Here is a 15,056-nt window from a genome sequence, read left to right as displayed (position 1 = left end):
ACGGCGCGGGATGAATCCCTCTGAAAATTCAAAATCCGGGGGCCCCGGTGGCCGCATCACATCTCGGGCATCGGGGTCAATAGCGGGTTCGCCGCATCGGGATCGTCCAGATCAATCTCGAACAGCGAGATGCCGTGATCACGCCAACCAGCTACGGCCATCACCAGATCACCATCATCGGCGCGGGTGAAAAACACATGTTCGGTTCTGTCAAGCTGACGCGCGTTATTGTCGGCGACGGATCGCAGGAATCGCGGCGTGCCGTCATCCTGTACCAGAAAGATCGAAAAGCCGTCATCGTTATGTCCGGTGGTTACGATGAACGTCTGGCCGTCAAGGGTGAAAGCCTTGCTGTCCCAGGCACTATCCAGTTCAAGCCTTGCGCTGTCGCGAATGCTTGAAATGACAGACAGCCTGCCGGCGGCGGAAAGTTCATAAATTCCAAATCCGTCATCACCCCCCGCGGCAACCGTCAGAAAGGTCCGGCCGCCGATAGAAAAACTATCGCCAAAGCGGGGATGGTCCAGTTCAAGGCTGGATGTGTCGGTCAATGTGTCGGTCAGGGTCACGTCGCCGTCCGATGCCATGCGATAGACAAACAGACTGTCATTCGTCTCTGATCCAATGACAAAATATGTCTGCCCACCTGCCTCAGCCGCGATTCCGCCCCACAGACTGCCAAGTGACAGAGATTGTCCGTTATCACCGGTTACCGGCGCGGTGACGGCGCGGACGAAATTCAGATCGCCATTGTCAGCGATGCGAAACACCGTGTATCCGGTATCGCTATTTCCGGCGGCGATCAGATAATCGGCATTGTCGAACTGCACCAGTGTCAGTGACCGCCCACCATCCATGGTGTATCGGGAATCCTGGCTGTTACGGACCACTGCCCCGGGCGTGTTCTCGAACTCCAGCTCCCCATCGGATGTCAGGGTAAAGCGGGTGATTCCGTCATCTTCATTGCCGGAAACATAAACGAAATGCCTGCCATTCTTCTCCACATGCACCATCACCGAGGCGGAATTCAGCGTGTAGGCTGTATTGTCACTGATACTGTCGGTGAAGGTCAGGCGCTTTGTCGCTGGGTTAAATTCAAACACTGTCACACCGTCATCTTTACCACCTGTTGCAAGGAGGAAGGTGCGGTCACCAATGTCGATGAACTTCACATCACGCGCATTTTTCAGTTCATACCGCGAATCCTGGCTGTCATCGATATGCTGCAGGTCGGTGATGTCGAAATCCCGCACCGCGATGGCGACATTGCCGGACCGGGAATCGCCCTGATGCGTCAGGGTGAATCCGGCGGTCTGCCAGTGCGCATCGTCGAAATTCGCCTCGGCGCGGTAGGTCAGCCGCCCACCGGCGATGTCGGCCGCGCTGATATCCATCGATGTCGTCACGTCGACGATATTTTCACCGCGCTTCACCTGCAACGTCCCGCGTGTTGGCAGGGTGGTGAATCGCACGCTGCCCGACGGGTCTGCCAGCCCGGCAAGGTTCAACAGGTCCCATGTCACGGTTTGCGACTGCCCCTCAACCACCGTTACGGTTGGCAGGCTGACATCGAACTCCATTCGGATTTGTGACGTACCGCCGCGGCTGTCGCCATAGGTCACCATAACGTTGTCGTACCCCTCAAACCCCGCCCTGGCGGTATAGGTCAGGGTACCGTCGGCGGCGACGCTGTACCGGCCGCCATTGGCCGTTGTGACCATACCGTTTGTCGGGACAAAATGCAGCAAGTCACCATCGCCGTCGCGTGACGGCAGGTCCAGCTGAACCGTCTTCGTCCGCCCGGCCAGACTGGGGAAAGGTCTCGTATGAACCCCAGTGATGCTGTTCACCTGGATGGTTATGTCCCGGCTCTCGCTCTCGCCGCCGGCGCTGGCCGTCACCGTCAGCGGAACGTAACCGCGCAACAGAAACACCGGATCGGTAATGCCGGCCTTCATGGTGATGGTGCCATCATCCCCGATGGTGAAATATCGCGATACGCTGCTATCGGCGTTGGTCAGGCCATAGGTGATGGCATCCCCGGTTGGTGATGACGCCGCCACCCGGCCGACAACGTCGCCAACCGCGGCATCCACCTGCACGATGTTCGGGTGTTCGGCGGTGCCGATGCTGACGCTGTCGATTGGTCCAACATCCCCGACTTCGACATTCACGGTCATATGGGTGAGTTTCGGCAGTTGGCCCGGCTTCCGGCTGACCGCCGTCACCCGCACCGGAATGACGCCATCCACCGCGTCATCCGGCAGGTTTTCATAATCCAGCTCAACCGTGGGCCGCAGGCGCAATTCATCGCCAACCTTGTGGAACAGATTGGCATGCGAGGTGACATAGATATCAAGGACCGGATCACCATCGGGATCGACTGCGCGCAATGTCGCCAGCGCGGCCAGCCCCGCACCGGTCTGGCCTTCATCGACCGCGGCCGTGTCGGACATTATGACCTGTCCGGCGGCATCAACGAATGTCGGGGGTTCGTCTATATTGGTCAGATCGATGGTCACGGTCTGTTCGCCGCTGCTGGTGCGCCCGTCCGGGCCATTGGCGGTGGCGTGAACCTGAAAGGTGAAGACGCCGTTGGTGGCGGCAAAACCCTCATAATCCAGCACCGCGCCTTTCTTGACCGTGATCACGCCGGTGTCGCGGTCGATATCGAACTTGTCGGCATGGACGCCGGACAGGCTGTAGCTGACCGGATCGCCATCCCCATCGCGCGCCGACACCGCGCCGACAGGGGTGCTGGCGTTGCTGTTCTCGGCAAGGGTGAAGGTTTTCGGCGCGTGATTCCAGCCGGTCGGTTCATTCAGGTCCGTCAGATCGATGGTGACGGTCTGTGATGAATTGCTGGTGCGACCATCGGGGCCATTGGCGGCGGCGTGAACCTGAAAGGTGAAGACGCCTTTGGTGGCGGCAAATGCCTCATAATCCAGCACCGCGCCTTTCCTGACCGTGATCGCGCCGGTGTCGCGGTCGATATCGAACTTGTCGGCGTGATCGCCGGACATGCTGTAGGTGACCGGATCGCCGTCACCATCCTGCGCCGAAACGCTGCCGACAGGGGTGCTGGCGTTGCTGTTCTCGGCAAGGGTGAAGGTTTTCGGGACGTGGTTCCAGATAATCGGTTCATTCACGTTGGACAGGTGAACCGTGACCTGCTGCTCCGAGGTGCTGATCCGCCCGTCCGCCCCGCTGGCGGTGGCGATGACGGTGAAGCTCAACGGCGTGCCAGCCTGTGCCTCGTAATCCAGCACCGCATTGTCCCTGACCGTGATCGCGCCGGTGTCGCGGTCGATATCGAACTTGTCAGCATCGTCACCCGACTTGGTATAGGTGATCGGATCACCGTCACCGTCGCGCGCCGTCACCGCGCCGACGGGTGTGTTGCCGGTGCTGTTCTCGGCGATGGTGAAGGTCCGCGGGACGTGGTTCCAGGAGATCGGCTCGTTCACATTCGACAGGGTGACTGTAACCTCCTGCTCCGCCCGGCTGGTCCGCCCGTCCGGACCTTCCGCGATGGCAACGACCTTGAAGCTCAGCGGTGCGCCGGCCTGCGCCTCGTAATCCAGCACCGCATTGTCCCTGACCGTGATCGCGCCGGTTGTGGTGTTGATCTGGAATTTTCCGGCCTCATTGTCTTCCTTTCCGGCCAGGGTATTCGTCAGGCTGTAGGTGACCGGATCACCATCACCGTCACGCGCCGATACAGCGCCGACGGGGGTGCCGCCAACGCTGTTCTCGGCAAGGGTGAAGGCCCTCGGCGCGTGATTCCAGCCGGTGGGTTCATTCAGATCCGTCAGATTGATGGTGACGGTCTGTTCCTCGTCGCTGGTGCGTCCCTCCGGGCCATTGGCGGCGGCGTGAACCTGAAAGGTGAAGACGCCGTTGGTGGCGGCAAATTCCTCATAATCCAGCACCGCGCCTGTCTTGACTGTGATCGCGCCGGTGTCGCGGTCGATATCGAACTTGTCGGCGTGCTCGCCCGACATGCTGTAGCTGACCGGATCACCATCCCCATCCTGCGCCGAAACGCTGCCGACAGGGGTGCTGGCGTTGCTGTTCTCGGCAAGGGTGAAGGTTTTCGGGGCGTGGTTCCAGATAATCGGTTCATTCACATCATTGATGGTGATCGTGATGGTCTGTTCGGTGGTCTGTCTGCCGCCCCCGGCTCCGGTCGATGCGGCAGTGACGGTCAGGTCGATCGAGGGACCCAGCGTCTCGAAATCAAATGTCGTGACATCTTTCAGCCGCACCTCGTTATCGACGACATGGAACAACCCGGCATGATCGCCGGACAGGCTGTAGGTCACCGTATCGTCATCCTCATCCTCTCCGGTGAGGCTGGCAAAGGCCGTGGTGTCGGTGATGCCGTTCCTGTCGACCACATGTTCATCGAACGGATCGGTCTCCACTTCCACGCGCAAGGTCGGCCCTTCATCGACATCGGTTGTCGCTACGCGGGACCCGGAGGTGGCACTCTGTTCAACAGAGCCGTCCGAACCGATAAACAGCACGGAAAAATCAACATCCAGTACCGGTGGCCCGCCAACGGCTTCATAATTCAGGGGTTCGTCCGAGGCGACATAGATAGAGCCGTCGGGCTCAATACGGATTTTCGCCGCGTCAGCGCCGGACTTGTTGAAATAGACGCTGCCGACAGCACCGCTTTCACCTTCGAACGCGATCCTGCCGATAAGAGTGCCGACGGCGCTGTTTTCGGCGATGGTCAGTTGATAGGCGTTTGTGGTGGTGTCGAATCTCGCGCTATTAGTGCTGACGAATGGCATGGCTGTTTCCTCCTGCTTGACGATTCCGGGCGGCGCGAGCCTGAGGAAAACGAAGAAGGAAACAGAAAAACAACCTCAATCCGGAGCGGTTTTATTCACGCGCTACCCGAGTGACATAACATCTAAAAACAAGGCAACCGGGTGAGTCAACCATTACTAGGTAGCTAAAAATGCTAATATAATCACAATTTCGTGATTTGAGAAAATATCCATCGGCCTCATATAGTCTCCTATGGATACCAAAAACCGCAAACGCAAAAACAGATGTATTTCGGCTACAGATTCCGAATGGCAAGCGGTCACGGAGATGGCGCGGGTGGCCGGCATGCCGATCTCGCGTTTTGTGCTGCAACGGGTACTCACGCCATCCCCAATCACGACAGATGCAGACCAATCTGCATTGCCGGAAACTGCGCAGTGGGATCAGCTTCACGCAGTGCTGACTCTGATGCAAATTACCGAAGAGAATATGACCCGGCGCGGCGACACAGATCGCCTAGAAGCGATCCGCGCCGAGGTGGAGAAGCGGATCAACGCGTGGCAACTGGGGTTCTAGGGTGATGAAGAATCGGACGAAACCCGAAAGAACCTCCATCTCGATGACGCCCTCTGAGATGGCACAAATCAGAGAATGGGCAACTGAACGCGGCCTGTCGGTTTCGCATTTCCTGAAAGACGCGGCAGACGCCTATGTTCGCAACGAGGATGAAAACAACAAGGACTATAGCGCAGAAAAACAGACCGCGCTTACGGTGAATATCTCGAACCGCCTGACGGATATCGAACGGGTGCTTGATCGTCTGAAAACGGAGCTTGTGGCTGAACAGGATCCCGACCAGCCGGACCCGCAATCAACCGAGATCGCGCAGGCGCAGGAGGTTTTTCAGTCACTCCATGCCGAATTACGCCGTATTCTTCAGACGCTTGCCATCGAAACGGACAGGGCGGCGAAGATCAACACGGCGCAGGAACATCAGCTCCGTCTGCTGCTCGCCGCGAATGATGACCCGAACAAACACCGGACTTTTACCGAACGCCTCATGCGTAAGATGCGTCTTTGAGGACGCCTTGAATATTTTGAGGAGAACCAGATTTGAGGCTAGTGCTCCCGCAGCGCCGCCCGGGCCGCGAGCATCGCGTAAAATGCGCCATAGACGTAGCCAAGCGCGATGAAACACAAATTAAGCTGAATGGCCTTGCCCCATTGCCAGTCAATAAAATATCTCACCGTCCAGTAGTCTCGGCCACCTCGTGACTGCAACAATGCTACCCTGGCGTCACCATAGGTCTTCCATTCGTCAGGAAAGTTGAGGCCGAGGACAATATCGGGAAAAGATCGTTCATTATGATAGATGAACGGCAAATGCTCGGTCTTCGCGATGACGTAGGCCGTCACGAAACGATGCTTGTCCGTGAGCCACTGCCGATGCACTTCAATTGATACCATCAGCACCGGTATCAGCAGCAGCACCACAATTAGCGGCTTGTGCCAGCGCGTATAATAGAGGCCGAGAACTGGCAGAAAGATCATAAAGCCGACTCTCCATATTAACTGGATCAATGCCTGTATGACTGCTTCCAGCGCGTCCCCGATCACAGCCCCATCTCCATGCCTATGTCTCGTTCCTTGGTTTTTTCTTCTGTCGGCTCCGGCTCTCTCTCACGCGTAACAATTGATCCGTCTTCGCTTGTCGGTTCATGCCGAACCGTCTCACCATATTCAGCCTCATGCGTTGGTGGGGGCGGCTCGTCATACCGCTCCAGCATTGGTTCGGTGGGCGTCATTTCGGCAGTAGCGATATCTGTTACCCTGTCATGGTTCACATCAAGGGCGGGTGCCGCTGGTGCCTCTCTTGTCGTTACCTCACCAATCGCCTCCAGCGCCGAGGCCATCTCGCCGCTGTTGCTTGCCAGCGTGTCGGCAAGCTGTAGCCGGTCATCGGTCACGATGGTCACTTCATCACGCGCGCGGCTGATCTCGACATAAAAGGTCTTCTGGTTACTAAGCGCGACATGGTCACTGTCCATCACCGCGATCACCCTGTCCATTGTCTGACCCTGCGCGCCATGTGCCGTGCTGGCAAAGGCATAATCGCAATGGCCAAGCTGCGGATCATCGTGATCCAGTGACAGGGTGCGCCCATCATTGGTACGCATATGAACCGACTGGATGCCCTGCTCGGATGTGATGTCTGTCACTTCTGCCTGCCGGGCGTTAATCAAACCACGCGCATTATCATTGCGCGTCCAGCGTATATGATCGCCCGCCTGCAGTGACATCTCCACCGGTTCAAACACATCAAGCCGTGATGCTATATCACGGCGGGTGACGATGCCGCCACCAGGGTCAAAGCAGCGCATCTCACCATCACCATCCACGAGTGTGACAAATCGTTCATCATGATCGGCAACGGTATATATCTCATTTGCCTTCAGGCCAGTCCGGTTGCTGTCAACGGCGAAGACCACTTTGTCACCTGCCTGATAATTTGCCGGATCCTGTTTTTGTGCGCGCGTCATACAATAAGAATCCAGCCGCGTAATCTCCATCACATCACCATGAATTGTGCCATCATCGACCAGTGCCTCACGGATATGTTCGTTAATCTCATCGCGCTGATGACGCATCGGTGCCACCAGCAAAGTGGCCGCACGTTCGTCATCTCCAAGCTCCAGCCATTGTTCCGCCGCTTCAATGGATAAAGATTGTTTGTCCGTTTCGATCACTGACTCTTTCAGCATCTCCAGCGCCGCTTCGCCGCGCCCAAGGCTGGCCTCATGCACGGCGTCTTTCAGCAACGGATCACGCTGGCGTACAATGTCACGCATACTGGCCGTTTCCATGCCCGCCTGTTGCATCAGCCGAAAAGGCGCACCCGCACCAACACCGTTCAGTTGCCGTGTGTCACCAACCAGCACCAGACGCTGTAGATCAAGTTTGTCAGTGATCTGTAGCAGATCACGCATTTCCACCGCGCTGGCGAGCGAGGCCTCATCAACGACAATGATGGCACCGTCTAATCTGGCTTTGATCGTCGCCACCCGCGCCGGATCCATACTGCCATCGGCAAGCCCAGCATTACGCATTAAAAACCCTTGCAGCGTACCGGCGGGTATCTGTGCTTCGGCTTCCAGCGTACGCGCGGCCGAGGCCGTTGGTGCCAAGCCGAAAATTTTGGCATCCTCGGCAAGATCAACCACGGTGTTGAGCATATGCGTCTTACCTGTACCCGCCCGCCCCTGAATGCCAATGATTTTGTCATCACTTTGCAAAATAGTGCGGATCGCATCCTGCTGTCCGGATGTTAGTTGCCCGCTTGTCAGTGTCTGTTCCAGATCACGTGTGACAGGGACAGAACCGCCGCCGCCACGTCCATGCTCAAGCCGTTGCAGAATATCGCGTTCAGTCTCAATCGCGCGATCCGTGGTCAAAACGGCCATAGCCCGATCAGATCGCCGATCGGGGATAACAGCGTCGATCACACGGCCCGAATTCTTAAGACCGGTCAATCCCGTCTCAATTTCATCCAGTCCGGTCTTACCCGGTGTCTGACTTAAAGCCGTTGCAACCAGCTCAGGATGCGTGAATACGGTTTTGCGTTCTTCCAGATGCGCAAGCGCCCAGGCCAGTGCGCCCTGCGCTATCTCATTACGCATATCGGGCGTGTTCATCGCCGCCACCCGTTCGGCCAATGCCGCTGTCCGGCGCGGGGTGGTGATGCCAAGCCCTATACCGTCACGTTGTAATTCGGCCAGCCGTTCGCCCCATTGCGCATGCATTAAAGCACGGTCGGGTTCATTCTTGCGCCCTCTTGTGATCAGCGCCGCGCGCTGCGCCATCTTCTCATTTTTCTCCCATCCGCGTTCATCCATATATTTCAGAATGTCCTGACGGCGGGTGGAAAAGGCATCACGCAACGCCTTGTCATAGCCGGATATCTCAAAGGACTGCATAGTGCCAAGTTGCAACGGATCGAGCTTGTAGCCCAGTTCGATCAGGTTGCCCGCCAGTTCATTGCGGTAGAACGCCCCAAGCAGCTTTTTATTCTGAAATATCTCGGTTGGTTCAACGGAACGCCATTTGCCCTCATTATCCCGCACCATATTGGCAATGACAGCGTGGCTGTGAAGCTGTGGATCAAGATTACGGCTTGCCTCATGCCGGAACACACCAGCGATCAAATGCGGGGCATTAAAACGCGGCTTACGGCCAGTGGCAGGGTCGTGAATGCGCACTTGCAGATAGTTTTGTTCAACATGATCGAGCGTCGCTTTGACCGCCGCATCATGCGCCGCAATGACCCGCTTATCGCCATGCAGTAACGCCGCCAGCGACACCGATTTCGGCGCCGATAGTGTTAGGTCAAAACCCGGGCGGTGTTTATGTTCACCATCGCGCTTATGACCAAGGCGGATGTCGGTATCCGGCACATAGCCCTCAAGGATGGATCGGAAGTCTTCGGCATCGATATGGCGGGCGCGGGCGTCCGGGTCATCACGCGGGGCGGCAAGGCCAAGTTCTTCGGCACCGCGTCCATACCAGAAACTCGCCTGCCGATGCTCCGGATCATCGCGTGCATAATAGCCGTCTTTTTCAAAATAGCCCGTGGTTGCTGATGCAGACCCTAATGATGAAAAACTGGCAACCACCGGCTATATCCCCGCAGGGAAAATCGGTGGCATGGATACCTCTCTAAGTTAAGTATCATAGATTAACAGTACAAAAAGAATTGAACCAGTTAAATCTTACTCTTAAATTATAGTTTTCTTATATAAATCAAGTGTTTGACATACTAATACTATACCCTCTAGTTTCTAGTGCATGACACGGGTTTACAACATTGATGTAACTGAAAATGAGTGCGTAAAGTGCCTCGGTGACGCTATTTCGCCTTATATCCAATCTGGAAACATTAACTTCTTGATTGGTGCGGGTACCTCGAGGCCAGCCATAAACGTCCTCGGCAATATCGAGAAAACTATAAATAAAAATTTGGAAGCAGGAGAAGATGAAAAAGCAAACCTCGAGGCCTTCAAATTCATTCGAGACATGGTAGCTGTTGATCAGTCAAGCGGCGACACATTCGAAACCTATGTCAACTTTCTCAAACTTCTTGACGACATTCTTTTCAAGCGCCAGACTCCACTTCTTCCCAGACAGGCCACGATCTTCTCGACCAATTACGATCTGTTTATCGAGCACGCTTGCACCATTGTTCCGTCTCTGATCCTGAATGATGGTTTTGATCGGAACGTACCTTTAGGCAAACCTGTTCCTTTCACACCAGAAAAGTATTTCGACAGGGTTTATCGGTCATCATCGGTCTATGGCCACTCTGCCGAGATGCCGTCAATTAACCTGTGCAAGCTTCATGGGTCACTTTCATGGAGCATCATCGAAAACTCCGTCAAATTGAGACAGACCGCGATTGAGCTTTCTAGCATAAAGGAGACGGACGCCGATGGCATCCGTAGTGCCTTGGAACAGCTCGCACTTATTCTTCCGAATCTAAACAAGTTCAACAAGACGCTGCTTGAAGGCACCTATTACGATCTACTTCGAATTTTTGCCAATGCACTGGATCGAGAAAATTCCGTGCTTCTTGTCTTAGGATTTTCTTTTGATGACGAGCACATCCTTAATATTACAAAGCGAGCACTTAGAAACCCCACTTTGAAAATTCTGATCTTCGCGTTCAATGAAGATGAATCTAAGAAGTATAGGAAGAAATTTGAGGCTCATAGAAACGTCACTATTATCACGCCGATCAATAAGCAAAAGATTAAGTTCAAAACATTCATTTCCATACTCGGTGCCATAATGCCTCACCGTGGTTCCGATACATGACTGATCATAGGCTGAATCAGGAAGCGGTACTTCGGATTGGGGAGGTTACGGGGGTCAGTGGCCGCAAGGTATCTATCAGGATGGACAAGGCCAAAAACCTGCCAGACATATTCTTTGATGGTGATCTGGTAAAGAGTGTCGCTGTCGGCAGTTATGTGGAGATGAAGAAAGGATTTTTGACACTGATTGGCAAGGTGGATGGAGAACATTCCGAACCGGACGGCTCCAAGAAAACGGATCGAGCCAATAACGGACTCTTCCAACGAGAACTGGAAGTCTCGCTGGTTGGCTTCATCAACAATCGGGGCATGTTTACTGGGGGCACGTCGGAACTTCCCCTGATAGGTAATCAGGCTTTTGTCCCGACGCGGGATCGCATTCAGAAAATCCACAACCTTCTGAAACAAGAAGGTGATCTTTCCATCACAATCGGAGAAACAGCCTACGAAAAATACAAAATTGAACTTCCTATTGACGGGTTAATGAACAGCCATATTGCCATTTTCGGAAATACGGGTAGCGGGAAGTCAAACACATTGGCTCATCTTTATCAGGCATTTATAAAACGCATGCAGACAGAAAACAGCGATCACTTCACTAAAAGATGCAGAGTGATCATTTTCGATTTCAATGGGGAATATTCAAGGGATGATTGCCTAACCACCAAGAAATCAATCTACAATCTGTCCACCCGCAATGATAATGGCCGGAAAATTCCGCTTGATGTTGACAGTCTGCTGAATCTTGAAATGATCTCGATACTGGCAGACGCGACCGAGAAGACGCAAAAGCCATTCCTACGGCGATCAATTGGTCTCTATCACAAAATTTTTCAGTCTGAAGATCCGGTTTGTTACCTCCGAAACACTCTGACACTGCAAGTGCAACAAATTTTACAAATGGCCGACAAGGATCGGGCTTTCCTATTGTTAGACTATCTCTCGCAAATTCTGCGTTCTGATGAAAAAGGGAATGGCGAGCAAGCACTAACAGATGATCTTGAGTGGCACAATAAATCAGAAGGATTCATGCTTAAGTCGAACAACAACATATTCTTTCATTCCAAACCTGACCATATTGAGCAAACAAAAGCATTTCATGCAGCATCAAGTTTTACACCTGCTAACGACATTTTATCGACCCTCATTATCATTTGTTACGTTCAATTGATTTATGACGTCCTGTCAAATCGTGCACAAAATGAGCATATAGCGCCGGTTATCAATAAACTGAAAAGTAAACAAGCCGACATCGAGAAAATTTTTGATCCTAATTCCGAGGACTCTCTTTTTGACAAAAATGTGGTGATCATCTCGCTGAATGACGTCAATCTGGAAATGAAGAAAACCATTCCTCTGCTGGTGTGTCGCAAAATTTATCAGGATCAAAAGAGCAATGTGGACCAAGGCTCTCTGTCGATAGTAATCGACGAGGCTCATAATATTCTGTCAACCGAGTCTTCGCGTGAAGCCGAAAGCTGGAAAAGCTATCGTCTGGAAACCTTTGAAGAGATCATAAAGGAAGGCCGCAAATTTGGTACTTTTGTTACAATCGCCAGCCAGCGCCCCAGCGATATATCACCCACCATTACGTCGCAGGCGCATAATTATTTTATCCACCGACTGATCAATGAAGGTGATCTGCGGGCAATATCCAAGGCGGTTTCTTACATCGACAAACTAACCGAAGAATCTATACCCGTCCTTCCAGTCGGCACCTGCATATTCAGCGGTGTGGCCACACAAATGCCGATGAAACTTAAAATCTGGCTACTACCAGATAGCAATAGACCGAAAAGTTCCACCTTGTCCTTCGCTGATTTGTTGAAGGCCGACTAGGGTACATCCAGCAATTCCGCCACTCTTGCGCCGACCAGTTCCGCCGCCGCTGCGGCTTGCGCATCGCCGACATGGGCATAGCGCATCGTCATGCTGATTTTGGAATGCCCAAGCAATCGCGCCACCACTGGCAGCGGCACGCCGCTCATCACCGCATGGCTGGCGAATGTGTGCCGCAGATCATGCAGCCGCACGTCATCCAGTCCGGCGCGCTGGCGCACCGCATACCAAAAGCTCTCAATGCTCGTAATCGGTTGATCCGGGCATATCTTTGACGGAAAAACATATCCGTCTCTATATTGGCTCCCATGCCCCCCTGCATGGCTTCGCGTAGCTCTTTTATGGCGGTCTAATATGGCGCGTGCTGACAGTGACAAATGCACCTCGCGCGGTCCGGTTTTACTGTCTTTGAGACGCAATCGATCACCATCAATCTCATCCCAGCGCAGGCGCAAAATCTCGCCTTTGCGACATCCGGTCAGGATCAATAACCGCACAATATCACGCCCCTGTTTGCGTTCTGTACGCGGACAATCGGCAACATGTTCATCCATCACATGATAGAGTCTGGCTAGCTCCTCACCTGATAAAAAACGGGTCAGCTTTTTGCCCTTATTCTTGGTCAGACCCGCCGCCACATTCCTCGCCAGCAAGCCATGTCGCACGGCAAAGTTAAGGATCTGGTTCAACAGGATCAGCCCGCGATTGGCATTGCCCGGCGCGGTCTGGCTGAACCTGTCGAACCAGTCCGCAATCGCCTCACGCGTGATCGCATCCAGTTGCATCGTACCAAAATTGGGGATCAGCTGATTTTGTAGCATGTTGCGATATGTGCGCTGGGTCGATGGCTTGCACCGCATTAAATGTTCATCATGCCATCGCCCCGCAACCAACGCGCCAAGCGTGATAGCTGGATCAGAGGACGCACCACAATCCGTGGCAAGATGATCCAGAGCCCGTTGCCGCGCCGCATCGCACGTCATATGTTGCACCGCACCAATCGTCATGCGTAGGGGGCGTCCTTTGCGCTTGGTCATCAGAATATAGCTTTTATGTCCCGTATCACGCACCCGTACACCAAACACCGAAACCGCACGGTCATATATTGTATATTCACGCGATTTCATATTCGATGCGGCTGGCAGGCGGGCGACCAGATCATCACTCAGGCTTTTGCACCGCTTCATGACGTGCCTGCTTTATCGAAGAGAGCCTTATCAGGTTCGACCACATCCTCATCAAGGAAGGATTGTGCGATTATCTCTACCGCATCGCCAAGCGCCCCATCCGTCAGATGCGTATATTGTAGTGTTGTTTCTGGATCGACATGCCCCACCAACCGCCCCAACGTCACCAGTGACACGCCATTGCGGATCGCTAGGCTGGCATAGGAATGCCGCAGATCATGTAGCCGCACATCATCAAGCCCAGCGCGGGTTCTAAATATATTCCAAAAGTCTATATCAAAGAACGGCACCGCATCCTTGCGGGGTCGCCCGCGCTTGCGCTTGATCGTTGTTGGAAACACCCATGCGCTTTTACGCGGTATTTTATCCAGAATAGCCCTGGCCGGATCGGACAGATAAATCATTTTTTGACCGGTCTTGCTATCGGGTAAAAACAGATGCTTTCGACCATTGCGGCCGTTTCGGTAATAGCACCATTTCAGCGTGCGGATTTCTGACTTGCGGCATCCCGTCAACAGCAACAGCCGGATCATGGCCACCCTTAATGGCGTGACGGATTCCTGCGCCGCCAGCATACGCCCCAGATGCCGGTATTCATCATCACTCAGAAAGCGTTCTTGTTTCCGGAGCCGATAACGGCGCATACCTTTGCAGGGGTTTGTGTTTGCGTCGCGATAACCATAGCGTTCGGCCTCGCGCATCATCACCGACAATAATGCCAATGACCGGTTCGCCGCCCCCGGCCTGTCATGCAACGCGGCGAACCACCGTCGGACATTTTCAGGCGTGACGGTCTGAACATCCATGCCCGTGAAGAACGGCACAATATAGGCTTCATAAGCCCGTCTGCTTCCCGCCAGCGTCACCGGTTTCCAATTATGGCCGTAGCGTTTGAAGAATGTTTCGGCAAACACCTCGAAGCGCCGCTCCTTCGGCGTGATCGGTTTGTGACAACGACCCGTTTTCACATCGCCGATAATCTGAGCGGCAATCGCGCGCGCTTCGGCCACGGTCATGTCACCATCATGACCAATGGTTTTGCTGAAGCGCCGCCCCTTATGTCGAAAAGCAACGCTAAAAACCCGATACTTATTTGAACATCCGGCTTCCATAAACGGCTCATGAATATAAAAACCGGGGTTATCACAAGCTGATCGCTTAATTTGTCTCTTGCGTGGCGTCACCGCTTGGATTATACCAGCATCCAGCGGTTCGCGATTTATATGCGTTTGTTTTGGAACTTGATTACGTTTTAGCATATTTATCCCACCTTATTGTGATGGGCGCTGGGGAAATAATACCCCCAGAATCACCCCATTTTGGTTAGGCTTGAGATAAATTTTGTTAACAAAACAGATGCTTAAGCACCCCCCTAAAATAG

9 protein-coding genes are annotated in these 15,056 nt (G+C 53.8%); 4 read left to right on the top strand and 5 right to left on the bottom strand.

The window, feature by feature from the left end; translation table 11 throughout:
- Positions 1 to 56: 56 nt before the first annotated feature.
- Positions 57 to 4,802, bottom strand: a complete 4,746-nt coding sequence (locus SAR116_RS09055) for a cadherin domain-containing protein (protein WP_013046624.1) — start codon at positions 4,800 to 4,802, stop codon at positions 57 to 59.
- 232 nt (positions 4,803 to 5,034) lie between these two features.
- Here SAR116_RS09055 and SAR116_RS09050 point away from each other — a divergent pair, with 232 nt between their 5' ends.
- Positions 5,035 to 5,358, top strand: coding sequence for a hypothetical protein (locus tag SAR116_RS09050; protein ID WP_013046623.1), 324 nt, complete (start codon positions 5,035 to 5,037; stop codon positions 5,356 to 5,358).
- A gap of 4 nt (positions 5,359 to 5,362) precedes the next feature.
- Positions 5,363 to 5,863, top strand: coding sequence for a DNA repair exonuclease (locus SAR116_RS09045; RefSeq protein WP_013046622.1), 501 nt, complete (start codon positions 5,363 to 5,365; stop codon positions 5,861 to 5,863).
- A 38-nt stretch (positions 5,864 to 5,901) separates the two neighbouring features.
- Here the strand turns inward: SAR116_RS09045 and SAR116_RS09040 are convergent, their stop codons facing one another.
- Both SAR116_RS09040 and mobF read right to left on the bottom strand, forming a co-directional pair.
- Positions 5,902 to 6,399, bottom strand: coding sequence for a hypothetical protein (locus SAR116_RS09040; RefSeq protein ID WP_041860887.1), 498 nt, complete (start codon positions 6,397 to 6,399; stop codon positions 5,902 to 5,904).
- The gene (gene mobF / locus SAR116_RS09035) at positions 6,396 to 9,452 is read right to left on the bottom strand and encodes a MobF family relaxase (protein WP_013046621.1); all 3,057 of its coding nucleotides are present in this window, start codon (positions 9,450 to 9,452) and stop codon (positions 6,396 to 6,398) included. The genes SAR116_RS09040 and mobF overlap by 4 nt, the downstream gene beginning before the upstream one ends.
- 172 nt (positions 9,453 to 9,624) lie before the next feature.
- On the opposite strand from mobF, the gene SAR116_RS09030 reads away from it, so the two are divergent.
- Both SAR116_RS09030 and SAR116_RS09025 read left to right on the top strand, forming a co-directional pair.
- Entirely contained in the window at positions 9,625 to 10,650 is a 1,026-nt protein-coding gene (locus tag SAR116_RS09030) for an SIR2 family protein (RefSeq protein ID WP_013046620.1), read from the top strand.
- Positions 10,647 to 12,488, top strand: a complete 1,842-nt coding sequence (locus tag SAR116_RS09025) for an ATP-binding protein (RefSeq protein ID WP_041860886.1) — start codon at positions 10,647 to 10,649, stop codon at positions 12,486 to 12,488. The genes SAR116_RS09030 and SAR116_RS09025 overlap by 4 nt, the downstream gene beginning before the upstream one ends.
- Here SAR116_RS09025 and SAR116_RS09020 read toward each other — a convergent pair.
- Positions 12,485 to 13,675 carry a site-specific integrase gene (locus SAR116_RS09020; RefSeq protein WP_013046618.1) on the bottom strand — a complete coding sequence of 397 codons (1,191 nt, stop codon included), beginning with the start codon at positions 13,673 to 13,675 and terminating at the stop codon, positions 12,485 to 12,487. The genes SAR116_RS09025 and SAR116_RS09020 overlap by 4 nt on opposite strands.
- A complete protein-coding gene (locus SAR116_RS09015; protein ID WP_013046617.1) occupies positions 13,672 to 14,934 on the bottom strand; it encodes a site-specific integrase in 1,263 nt (420 codons plus the stop codon). The genes SAR116_RS09020 and SAR116_RS09015 overlap by 4 nt, the downstream gene beginning before the upstream one ends.
- Positions 14,935 to 15,056: the final 122 nt, after the last annotated feature.

It is taken from the genome of Candidatus Puniceispirillum marinum IMCC1322, assembly GCF_000024465.1.
Classification (GTDB): domain Bacteria; phylum Pseudomonadota; class Alphaproteobacteria; order Puniceispirillales; family Puniceispirillaceae; genus Puniceispirillum; species Puniceispirillum marinum.
This window is presented reverse-complemented; position numbering and strand designations above follow the sequence as displayed.